General features: G+C 59.8%; 12 protein-coding genes. 6 read left to right on the top strand and 6 right to left on the bottom strand.

Annotated elements, in window-relative coordinates; all coding sequences use genetic code 11:
• Positions 1-324: 324 nt before the first annotated feature.
• Positions 325-492, bottom strand: coding sequence for a DUF2986 domain-containing protein (locus HU755_RS22010; RefSeq protein ID WP_186636470.1), 168 nt, complete (start codon positions 490-492; stop codon positions 325-327).
• Positions 493-621: 129 nt separating this feature from the next.
• On the opposite strand from HU755_RS22010, the gene HU755_RS22005 reads away from it, so the two are divergent.
• The 3 genes from HU755_RS22005 to HU755_RS21995 all read left to right on the top strand — a co-directional run bounded on the left by HU755_RS22005 (position 622) and on the right by HU755_RS21995 (position 3,213).
• Positions 622-1,116, top strand: coding sequence for an anti-virulence regulator CigR family protein (locus HU755_RS22005; protein WP_186636468.1), 495 nt, complete (start codon positions 622-624; stop codon positions 1,114-1,116).
• A gap of 199 nt (positions 1,117-1,315) precedes the next feature.
• The gene (locus tag HU755_RS22000; protein WP_186636459.1) at positions 1,316-2,290 is read left to right on the top strand and encodes a quinone oxidoreductase; all 975 of its coding nucleotides are present in this window, start codon (positions 1,316-1,318) and stop codon (positions 2,288-2,290) included.
• On the top strand, positions 2,287-3,213 hold the full coding sequence (locus HU755_RS21995) for a LysR family transcriptional regulator (RefSeq protein WP_186636457.1): 927 nt from the start codon (positions 2,287-2,289) through the stop codon (positions 3,211-3,213). The genes HU755_RS22000 and HU755_RS21995 overlap by 4 nt, the downstream gene beginning before the upstream one ends.
• A gap of 472 nt (positions 3,214-3,685) precedes the next feature.
• On the opposite strand, the gene HU755_RS21990 is transcribed toward HU755_RS21995, so the two are convergent.
• Complete coding sequence (locus tag HU755_RS21990) at positions 3,686-4,162, bottom strand: hemerythrin domain-containing protein (protein WP_186619213.1); 477 nt, start codon at positions 4,160-4,162, stop codon at positions 3,686-3,688.
• 258 nt (positions 4,163-4,420) lie between these two features.
• On the bottom strand, positions 4,421-4,636 hold the full coding sequence (locus tag HU755_RS21985) for a PLD nuclease N-terminal domain-containing protein (protein WP_186528194.1): 216 nt from the start codon (positions 4,634-4,636) through the stop codon (positions 4,421-4,423).
• Positions 4,637-4,799: 163 nt separating this feature from the next.
• Here HU755_RS21985 and HU755_RS21980 point away from each other — a divergent pair, with 163 nt between their 5' ends.
• Together HU755_RS21980 and HU755_RS21975 are read left to right on the top strand one after the other, a co-directional pair.
• Positions 4,800-5,927, top strand: a complete 1,128-nt coding sequence (locus tag HU755_RS21980; RefSeq protein WP_186636455.1) for a saccharopine dehydrogenase family protein — start codon at positions 4,800-4,802, stop codon at positions 5,925-5,927.
• Between the two features lies 1 nt (position 5,928).
• On the top strand, positions 5,929-6,426 hold the full coding sequence (locus HU755_RS21975; RefSeq protein WP_186636454.1) for a DUF2269 domain-containing protein: 498 nt from the start codon (positions 5,929-5,931) through the stop codon (positions 6,424-6,426).
• On the opposite strand, the gene HU755_RS21970 is transcribed toward HU755_RS21975, so the two are convergent.
• Entirely contained in the window at positions 6,409-6,861 is a 453-nt protein-coding gene (locus HU755_RS21970) for a thiol-disulfide oxidoreductase DCC family protein (protein WP_186636453.1), read from the bottom strand. The genes HU755_RS21975 and HU755_RS21970 overlap by 18 nt on opposite strands.
• A gap of 126 nt (positions 6,862-6,987) precedes the next feature.
• A complete protein-coding gene (locus tag HU755_RS21965; protein WP_186636451.1) occupies positions 6,988-7,971 on the bottom strand; it encodes a GlxA family transcriptional regulator in 984 nt (327 codons plus the stop codon).
• Between the two features lie 126 nt (positions 7,972-8,097).
• Between HU755_RS21965 and HU755_RS21960 the strand changes: the two genes are divergently transcribed.
• Positions 8,098-8,988 (top strand): MBL fold metallo-hydrolase, encoded by an 891-nt coding sequence (locus HU755_RS21960; RefSeq protein WP_186636449.1) that lies wholly within the window; start codon positions 8,098-8,100, stop codon positions 8,986-8,988.
• A gap of 61 nt (positions 8,989-9,049) precedes the next feature.
• Here HU755_RS21960 and HU755_RS21955 read toward each other — a convergent pair whose 3' ends face one another.
• A complete protein-coding gene (locus tag HU755_RS21955) occupies positions 9,050-9,925 on the bottom strand; it encodes a LysR family transcriptional regulator (protein ID WP_186546549.1) in 876 nt (291 codons plus the stop codon).
• Positions 9,926-9,975 lie beyond the last annotated feature (50 nt).

Raw genomic sequence — 9,975 nt, 5'->3', positions numbered from 1 at the left:
CTCCCACACTGTTTTGTGGCGGTCCGCAAATTGAGTGCCCAACGCTAATCCCTGTGGGAGCGAGCCTGCTCGCGAAAGCGGTGTGCCAGTCAAGGTGATGTGCCTGACCTGACGCCTTCTCGAGCAAGCCCACTCCCACACTGTTTTGTGGCGGTCCGCAAATTGAGTGCCCAACGCTAATCCCTGTGGGAGCGAGCCTGCTCGCGAAAAGCGGTATTCAACTTGGATGAACCTTGGCCCGGTCCCTTCGTGAGCAAGCTCACTCCACAGCGATTTGAGGGGGCTGACGTCACGGCAGACAGCCTGATGACGCAGCGCGCTTGCTCAGCTATCCGTATTGTTGGCAGTCGCTTGCGCGGCGGCTTCGGCTTCGGCTTCCAGTTTCAAACGATCCGCCTTGCAAATGTACTTGGGCTTTTTCGGCGCGAGCTTGGCGTTAGCCTTTTTGGCTTTTTCCTTGAACAACTGCTGCAGCTTTTTCTGACGATTCATGGCCGTTTCAATCGGGGTGGGGAAGGGGGCGAATCCTGACGCAAGCCGGTGTGCCCAGCAAGAAAAAAAGCACCAGGCCGAACACAAACGCCTATGCTTTAAAGCACCCCCGAACTGAAGGAGCCGCACATGAGAAAAGCTCGCAGACTGGTTACAGCGCTGTCCTGCCTTGCGCTGGTAGTTGGCAGTGTCACGGCGCTGGCGGACCCTGGTAACGGAAAAGGCCAGGGCGGGCAGGGCAATCAGGGCGGCCAGGGTAATGGCAAGGGCAAGCCGCAGAACATGCAGGACCACGGCAATCAAGGGTCGGGCAACAAAGGGCAAAAATCCTCCGGTAACCACGGCGGCGGACCGAGTGTCGATCGTGGCAACATCCTCGGCGTCATCGGCGGCTATCGCGGCGAATACTGGAATCCCGGAAAACCCTTGCCACCGGGCATTCAAAAGAATCTGGCGCGCGGCAAACCGCTGCCACCGGGTATCGCGAAAAAACTCGACGGGCGTTTGCTCGGCCATTTGCCGCACTATGACGGCTATGAATGGCAGCAGGTGGGCACGGACCTGATCCTCGTCGCGCTGGCCACCGGGTTGATCTACGAAGTGCTCAACGGCGCTTTCGATTAAACCTGCCTCCTGAGGCGGCAGCCGTTTTGTCTGCCGCCCAGTCAGTTGTTTTCCCTTTCACTCTGATTGTTTGCACTGGAGGGGTTGCGTTGTTATAGCTGCAACTGGTGCAGTAATGAACTGCAAAAAGCGCGGCTTGTTCGTCCAGACTTGAGCTTTCACACTGGGTGCAACGCTTAATGACTGAACGGAGATAAGCATGGCGAGCGCAATCCGCTTTACCGAAACGGGCAACCCCGAGGTCCTGCACCTGCACACCGTGAGCGTGCAAACGCCGGGGCAGGGTGAAGTCTGGCTTGAACAAGAGGCTGTGGGCGTCAACTTTCTCGACGTCAGCCAGCGCAAAGGCGCGGTGCCGGTGGCGTTGCCTTCGGGCCTTGGCCTGGAAGGCGCGGGCCGTGTCGCCGCGGTCGGTGAGGGGGTCAGCCACGTGAGCGTCGGGGATCGCGTTGCCTATGCCACCGGACCTTTGGGCGGTTATGCCTCGGCGCGGTTGTTTCCGGCGGATCGATTGGTGAAGATCCCCGATGAACTGTCCTTCGATGAGGCTGCTGCAGTGCTGTTCAAAGGCATTACTGCGCAGTATCTGTTGAAGTCGACGTATCCGGTGGGGCCGGGGACGACGATGCTGCTCTATGGCGTCGCGGGTGGTCTGGGGGAAATCATGGTGCCGTGGGCCAGACACTTGGGCGCCACGGTGATTGGCGTGGTATCGAAACCGGCCAGTGTCGACAAGGCGCGGTCGATCGGCTGCGATGAGGTGCTGGTATTTGATGCTGAAACCCTGGCCGCCGAGGTGGCGCGAATCACCGACGGGCGCAAGGTCGACGTGGTATACGACCCGATCGGCCGGGTGTCTTTCCAGGCTTCGCTGGACAGCTTGCGTCCCCGCGGCTTGATGGTCTCGTTCGGCGCGCAGAGCGGTGCGCCGTCAGCGGTGGAACTGGCGACACTCAATGCCAAGGGTTCGCTGTTTCTAACGCGTCCGTCACTGGCAGCGCACACTGCAAGCGCTGCTGAGTATCAGGAGCGTGCACAAGATGTGCTGGCCGCCGTCGCCGCCGGTATTATCACGCCGCGGATCTGGGCGCGCTATCCACTGGCCGACGCCGCAGCCGCGCACGCCGAGCTGGAGTCGGGGCGATCATCGGGAGCGATCATTCTAAAACCATGAATCTTGATGTTCTGAGCAATCAACACAGCGACGAGATCGCTGCCTTTCTGGCCGTCGCCGCGCAAGGGTCGTTTGTCGCGGCCGGTCGCTTGTTGCAGCGTCATCCCACGATCGTTTCAAAACGCTTGGCGGCGATGGAAAAACGCCTGGGGGTTCGCCTGGTGGAGCGCTCGACGCGCCAGGTGCGTATCACCGAGGCCGGTGCTCAACTGGAACAGCGCCTGCGTGCAGCCGTTGCGCTGATGAACGAGGCGCAGCAGCAAGCGGTGCAGGGTGCCAACGAAGTGCGCGGCACCTTGCGCCTCGCCTTGCCGGCCGCGATGGGCCGGTTGTGGCTCGGGCCGCTGTTGCCGGAGTTTCTCAAGGCTTATCCGCAGGTCTCGATTGTTGCCGACTACAGCGAGGGCCTGGTCGACATCATCGAGCAGGGTTTTGATGCGGCGATCCGTATCGGCGAGTTGGACGACAATCGCCTGACCGCGAAAAAACTCAGCGATCATCGACGGATTTTGTGCGCATCGGCGGCGTACCTCGATGCTCACGGAACACCGCAAACACCGCAGGATTTGCTCCAGCACAATTGCCTGCGCTTTAGCGGGCTGGCGTCATTCCCGTTGTGGCGACTGCATCGCGGCGACGAGCTGCAAACCCTCACGCCCAAGGGCAACCTGACCGCCAGCGACAGCGAGTCGCTGCTCGCCGCCGCCCGCGCCGGAGCCGGTATTCTCGGTGCCGGCGACTGGCTGATGAGCCGCGACCTTGCCGCCGGAACGCTGACTCAGGTGCTGCCGGACTGGCAACTGGATACGGCCGGCGGCGTCTACCTGGTCCGGCCCTCGGCGAGGTTTCCGGCAGCGGCGGTGGTGGCCTTCAAACAGTGGCTCGAAGCGAAGTTTGACCCCGCGCCACCGTGGGCGGTTTGATCGCGACAAACTGATTCCCGATTCCCTGTGGGAGCGAGCCTGCTCGCGAAAGCGCCGGATCAGCCAACACTGTTCTGGCTGACAGATTGCCTTCGCGAGCAAGCCCGCTCCCACATGGATATTGGCAGTGCCGCAAAGTCTGCTGACACCCAAAAACTCCTGTGGGAGCGGGCTTGCTCGCGAAAGCGCCGGGTCAGTCAACACTGTTCTGGCTGACAGATTGCCTTCGCGAGCAAGCCCGCTCCCACATGGATATTGCAGTGCCGCAAGTTTGCTGACACCCAAACAAACCTGTGGGAGCGGGCTTGCTCGCGAAAGCGGTCCTCCAGATACAAATGAATCGCCTGACCCGACGCCTTCGCGAGCAAGCCCACTCCCACAGGATTTCAAGGTGTACTCGGGATTCAAGGCAACCCACAAAATCCACACAAAAAAGGCCCGCAACGCTGCCGGGCCTCTGTGTTCCAGTACTTTATGCGGCCATGTTGCCTGCCGCCATTTCCTTCTTGTAGCTCGCCTTCATGGCCTCCATCTGCGCACCCAGTTCGTCGAGCTTCGCCTTGCCCAACAGTTTTTTCGCCTGAGGAAACATTTCCTTTTCTTCCTCCTCGATGTGGTGCTCCAGCAACTCTTTGACCACCTTCACGCGACCGGCAAATTCCGGCGTGCCCGGATCGGTCAATTTCAGGTCAGGCAGCACCAGCGAATCCACGGTGCGGTGTTCTTCCTTGGCTTCGTAGTACATGACGTCCTCTTCCTTGCTGCCGGCCTCTTTGAAGGCGGGATAAAGAATTTCTTCTTCAAGGCGGGTATGGATGGTGATTTCCATTTCCAGTTTGCCCAGCAACTCGACGCGCTTTTTCAGCGCCCGGTCGGTTGACTCGCTCAACTGGCTGAGAATGGCTTTTACTTTTTCATGGTCGGCTTTGAGAAGGTCGATGGCATTCATTATTTTAGGCCTCTGCTTTTCACGGATAGAACACAGCGTCTGATTGGCGCTGCTGTGTATTCCCTGAAGCTTTCGCAGGAGTCGTGCCAACGTTTCGTTTGACGCCAGCCCCGGTATTACAAGGCTTTGGCGCGGTTAAGCTCTTGCGCTTTCGTGCAGCCTGCATGAATGCCCTCGATCAGGCATTGCAGATAACAAGCCCGGCGAGTGCCGGGCTGGTTTTGTTGCAACGAATGGACCGGGCATGCACCCGCCGCCTCATCGGTTCGCTTGGGAAGCCGATCCGTGACCGACATGCTTGGGCCCCGCCAACGCCCAGGCGATCAAGCCGAACAACGGCACGAACACGATCAACACAATCCACACGCCTTTATTACTCGATTTCCCCTCGCTTTTACGCACCCGGTTGATGGCCCAAAGCTCGATCAGCACGAGAATGACCGCCAATACGATCCACACGGTTTCGATTTGCATAGGCTACCTCCTGATGGTCTATGGGTTAGGTGGTGCAAGCGGCGCCGGGTTCATTCTTTTTAGACGGCAGCGGCTGTTGCCATATCCGGTTTCAAATTTCATTTCTGATCGCCGCTGCGCCCTATATCCTCCAAACCACGATAGATAGAACAGGGACAGTGAGATGGCGTTCAGGGTCATGGTCGTCGGTGGTTACGGTAATTTCGGCAGCATCGTTTGTCGGCATCTGGCTGTGATGCCGCAGGTTGAGCTGGTGCTGTCGGGGCGCGATGCGCGCAAGTTGCAACTCAAGATTGATGAGCTGCAAGCCCAGTCGGGCCGTGCCTGCGAAGGGTGGTGCGGTGATGCGATGGGCGCTGGATTTCAAGCCGCGTTGAGCGCGCTGAACATTCAACTGGTGGTGCATACCGGCGGGCCGTTTCAAGGGCAATCCTACGCGGTCGCCGAAAGCTGCATCGGTGCCGGCGTGAACTACTGCGACCTGTCCGATTGCCGCACCTTCGTCAACGGCATTGGTGCGCTCGATGCCAGCGCCAGACAGGCGGGCGTGGCGATCCTCAGCGGTTGCAGTTCGGTGCCGACGCTGTCGTCAGCCATCATCGACGAGCAGCGCCATCGTTTCTCATGCATCGATTCGATCGAGCATGGCATTTCTTCCTCGGCGAAGATGCCGGGGCTGTCCACGGTGGAAGGCGTGCTGGCCTACGCCGGCAAACCGATCAGGCAACTCAGGCACGGCCAGGTGCATGAAGTGCTGGGCTGGCTCGACCTTTCCCTGCGCAAGATGCCACAGTTGGGCACGCGACTACTCGCCAATGTCGATGTGCCGGATATGGATATTTTCGCCCGTCGCTACGGCGCGCAGACCCTGATTTTCAAGGCCGGCGCCGGCCTGAAGCTCGGCGGCGTGGCCAACGCATTGCTGGCGCAAGCCCTGCGGTTCGGCCTGGTGCGTGATCATGCCCGCTGGGCAGCAAGGCTGCATCGTCTGGGCATGCGGTTCGAACGTTTCGGCGATGGCAAGAGCGCGATGTACATCGATGTCCGTGGCATTGGCATTGATGGCAAGCCGCTGACCATGACCGCTCAACTCACCGCGTTGAATGACAAAGGCCCGGAAATTCCCAGCTGCGCCGCCGTGGCCCTGGCCGTGAAAATGGCCTCGGGCTATGTGCCTCAATCCGGCGCACGGCCTTGCGTGGGTGAAATCAGCGTCGCCGAATACCTGGCGGCAATCAACGATCCGGCCAATCTGAGCCTGTCGGTGCAGTTCTCGCAAGGGCAGCGTTGAGATGCTGTATCTGTGCATCAAATATCTGCATGTGATTGCCGCAGTTTTCCTGTTCGGATTCGGCATGGGCTCGTATCTTTACCTGATCGCCGCCAGCCGCACGGGCAACCCGCAAGTGATTGCGCATGTGGCGCGGATGGTCGTGCGCTTTGATGCATGGATCACCACGCCCGCAGGCTTCGTGCAGATCATCACTGGCTATCTGCTGATGCGCCTTTCAGGATTGCCCATGAGTACCGGTTGGCTGCTGACCTCGCTGGTCATCTTCGTTTGCGTGGGCGCACTGTGGCTGCCGGTGCTGTTGTTGCAAAAACGCCTGCATGCAATGGCTGTGGGCGCCGAGGCGAGCGGCCAGCCCTTGGAGGATCGCTACGCCAGCGTGTATCGATGGTGGTTCTGGATGGGCGTTTGCGGGTTCGCCGGGATGTTTGCCATCGTGTTGATGATGGTGACGAAGATGACGCCGCTGCAACTGATCGGCTTAACTCTGGGCTTTTAGAAAACGCTTTTCATGATCTGCTGTTGGCAGCAGGCAAGTGTCGTATTTGCCGAACAGCCGGTAGCGATTCAGCGCAATGCGGTCGTAAGCCCAGTCGCGCAGGCGACGCGGAAAAACGCGCAGCAGCTTCAGCGGTTGCCAGCGTCCAGGCAGTTGCCCGACCACTTCCAGAAACGCATCCGAACGCTCCCAGTACTGCCGGTCACGAATCACTGCCATCGTGTCGAACTCATCCAACGGCAAACCGGCCCACGCCAGCAACGCTTGGCCCTCGGGCGACTGCACCGCTGCCAGGCGCACACGGCGCTGGCGATCATGCCGAATCAGAAACCGTGCCCAGCCGTTGCACAGTTTGCACACGCCATCAAACAGCACCACGGTTTCGCCGGGCTGCAGCAGCGGTGCGGGGATGGGGCGGGTTTTCGTGGAGGGCATGGGCGGATGTCCTTGGCAGCAGTTGTCGCGATGATAACCTCGATCAACAGGCGCAGGTTCGACAGTGAGAGGCTGCCGCGCCGCTGTAATCGATTCGAACCCGGACAAAACAAGCCGCCGGGCTCATCACGTTTGTGCACCGCTGTCCCGCTTCATCCCTAGACAAAACATCTTTCGGTAGTCCGACGGCGACGTCCCCAAGTGAGCCGCAAACTGTTGCCGCAACGAGAGCGGCGTGCCAAAACCGGCTTCCCCGGCAATGCATTCGACCGGCAAATCTGTGGTTTCCAGCAATGCCTGCGCTCTGATCACGCGCTCAGCATTGAGCCATTTGGACACCGTCGTGCCGGTGGTTTCCTTGAATCGACGGGTGAAGGTGCGTCGACTCATCCTGGCTTTTTCCGCCAACAGGTCCAGCGACAGGTTCGCCCCCAAGTTCATGCGGGCCCAGGCCAGAACTTCAGAAAAATGCGTTTCGCTCGACAGCTGTGGCACCGGGTGCTCGACATATTGCGCCTGGCCGCCTTGGCGGTGCGGTGGTGTGACCAGCATTTTCGCCGTGTGATTGGCAACATCGGCACCGAAGCGCTGGCGTATCAGGTGCAAACAGCAGTCGATCGCCGCCACGGTACCCGCCGAGGTCATCAGGTTGTCGTCGGTGACGTACAGCACCTCGGGGCGAAACCGAACCTTGGGGAAACGTTGCGCGAACTCGTCGCGTGCCGCCCAGTGCGTTGTCGCCTCCTTGCCATCGAGCAAGCCAGCATCGCCCAGCACAAACGCGCCGAGGCATAAACCGACGATCAACTTGCCTTCGGCATGGGCATTTTGCAGCGCCTGCACCAGCGCTGCAGAAGCGCTGATCGACCGACCGCCCCATGCCGGAATGATGATGACGTCGGACACCGCCATCAATTCCAGCCCATGGCCGATCGCCAGGCCAATGCCTTGGTCACTGCTGATCATGCCCGGGACTTCCGCGCAGTAGCTGATCTCGTAACGGGGCTCGGTGGACGCCGGATTGGCCGTCGCCAGGACAATGCCCGGCACCGACAGGTGGAAAAGGCTGACGCCGTCGAACGCCAGTACGGCAACACGGATGGAGGGCATAAGGAAGTCTCGGTTTCACTGTGTCGAGTTGGCCCGATTATATCGGTAAATGTCATTCAGGCCACTGTTGGCTACGGCAGATTTCAGCAAAAATGGACGCATTCATTAACGAACAGGATGATTTCCATGACACTCAAAACGCTTCCATTTGCCCTGAGCATTGCTTGCGCCACGGTGACTGCACCAGCGTTCGCAGAGACCGAAACGCGGTCGAAGCCTGAAGCCGCACACAAGCTGAATCTGCAACAAGTACGTAACGCCACGGTGAAAATCACCTACGGCGACACGACTTTTCTGATCGATCCCATGCTCGCCAAAAAGGGCACGTATCCAGGGTTCGAAAACACCTACCGCAGCAACCTGCGTAACCCGCTGGTTGACCTGACCGAGTCCCCTGAGCAAGTAATTGCAGGCGTCGATGCCGTCATCGTTACGCACACGCACCTTGATCATTGGGATGACGCCGCGCAGAAAGCGCTGCCAAAAGACATCCCTCTGTTCGCCCAGCATGAAGAAGATGCGCAATTGATCCGCTCGCAAGGCTTCAAGAATGTGCGTGTGCTGACGAATGAAGCCGAGTTCGGCGGCGTTAAAATCAGCAAAATAGGTGGCCAGCACGGCACTGACGAAATGTATGCGGTGCCGACCATGGCCAAACGGCTGGGCGAAGCCATGGGCATGGTCTTCCAGGCGCCGGGCTACAAGACGCTCTACCTGGCCGGCGATACCGTCTGGCGCAAGGACGTCGATCAGGCCATTGAGAAATTCCAGCCTCAAGTGATCGTACTCAACGCAGGCAAGGCGAAAGTGAGTCGCTATGAAGGCTCGATCATCATGGGCGAGGAAGACGTCCTGCGAGCGGCGCAGGTAGCAAAAGACGCGAAAATCGTCGCCGTGCACATGGACGCGATCAACCACATGTCCCTGACCCGCGACGAATTGCACAGCTATGTGCAAAAGCATGGCATTGAGAGCCGCGTGGACATTCCGGCGGACGGTGCGTCGCTGCAGTTCTGATTGATTCACCGCTGCCCGGGCGTGTCGCCGACGCGCCCGGGCTTACGCGACGATTGGTACATCACTCGCCCAATTTCGCCCAGAACTCTTCGGCTGAAGGACTGATCGGCGCGGTCGGGCGCGTCAGGTGAATCTCCAGGGGAATGTCCCAGCTTTCATCAAGTGCCCTGACCAGACGACCGTCAGCCATTTCCTGTTCCGTCAGGCTTTTCGGTAGCCACGCCACCCCCTTGCTTTCCAGTGCCATGGACATCAGCACCGCGGCCAGGTGGCTGCTGAACAACGGCTTGAGGTGTAGATAATCGGCCTTGCCGTGAAGCCTGTGCGCTACGATTCGGCCCAGACCGGATTCGTGGGTATAGGCCAGATAGGGCAGGGTTTCAGGGGCGGTTCCGCACTGCGCGGAAGGACTTGCCAGCGGCACGAGTACATCTTCGCCGACCTTTTTTCCAATGAACTGATCGGGTGCCAGCAGCGGTGGAACGTCGGGGTGACGATGGCACAACAGAAATTGCACCTGGCCATGAATCAGCATCTGCTCGCACACGGCCATGCTGTCGGAATGCAGCTGTACCGCATCGATCGGCGCGCCATTCTCTGCACTTCGCAACCAGCGCGGAAAGAACGTGAACGACAGCGAGTGAGTGGCCGCAAATTGCAGTTGCTTGGCCGCCATGCCGGCGACTTCCTGCGCCTCGGAGCGCAGTCGATATAGACGCCGGGCCGCTTCCTGGGCGCTGGGCAAAATCTGTCTGCCGGCCTCGGTCAACGTCGCGCCCTGCGGGGTGCGCACAAACAGGTCGACGCCCATCCAATTCTCCAGCGAACGCACGCGGCGACTGAACGCCGGCTGCGTGACGTGCCGCGCTTCAGCGGCCCGGACAAAGCTGCCGTACTCGGCCAGCGCGGAAAAATCTTCAAGCCATACCAGTTCCAAGGGCAATGCCTCCTGTGCATAGGGCGCGGCATTAATAGCATTGGGCGGGT

This window comes from Pseudomonas sp. SWRI111 (genome assembly GCF_014268555.1).
Classification (GTDB): Bacteria; Pseudomonadota; Gammaproteobacteria; order Pseudomonadales; family Pseudomonadaceae; genus Aquipseudomonas; species Aquipseudomonas hamedanensis.
This window is presented reverse-complemented; position numbering and strand designations above follow the sequence as displayed.

Coding starts and splice junctions, on each gene's coding strand:
- HU755_RS22010 (WP_186636470.1), bottom strand. CDS start 492: ATGAATCGTCAGAAAAAGCTGCAGCAGTTGTTCAAGGAAAAAGCCAAA.
- HU755_RS22005 (WP_186636468.1), top strand. CDS start 622: ATGAGAAAAGCTCGCAGACTGGTTACAGCGCTGTCCTGCCTTGCGCTG.
- HU755_RS22000 (WP_186636459.1), top strand. CDS start 1,316: ATGGCGAGCGCAATCCGCTTTACCGAAACGGGCAACCCCGAGGTCCTG.
- HU755_RS21995 (WP_186636457.1), top strand. CDS start 2,287: ATGAATCTTGATGTTCTGAGCAATCAACACAGCGACGAGATCGCTGCC.
- HU755_RS21990 (WP_186619213.1), bottom strand. CDS start 4,162: ATGAATGCCATCGACCTTCTCAAAGCCGACCATGAAAAAGTAAAAGCC.
- HU755_RS21985 (WP_186528194.1), bottom strand. CDS start 4,636: ATGCAAATCGAAACCGTGTGGATCGTATTGGCGGTCATTCTCGTGCTG.
- HU755_RS21980 (WP_186636455.1), top strand. CDS start 4,800: ATGGCGTTCAGGGTCATGGTCGTCGGTGGTTACGGTAATTTCGGCAGC.
- HU755_RS21975 (WP_186636454.1), top strand. CDS start 5,929: ATGCTGTATCTGTGCATCAAATATCTGCATGTGATTGCCGCAGTTTTC.
- HU755_RS21970 (WP_186636453.1), bottom strand. CDS start 6,861: ATGCCCTCCACGAAAACCCGCCCCATCCCCGCACCGCTGCTGCAGCCC.
- HU755_RS21965 (WP_186636451.1), bottom strand. CDS start 7,971: ATGCCCTCCATCCGTGTTGCCGTACTGGCGTTCGACGGCGTCAGCCTT.
- HU755_RS21960 (WP_186636449.1), top strand. CDS start 8,098: ATGACACTCAAAACGCTTCCATTTGCCCTGAGCATTGCTTGCGCCACG.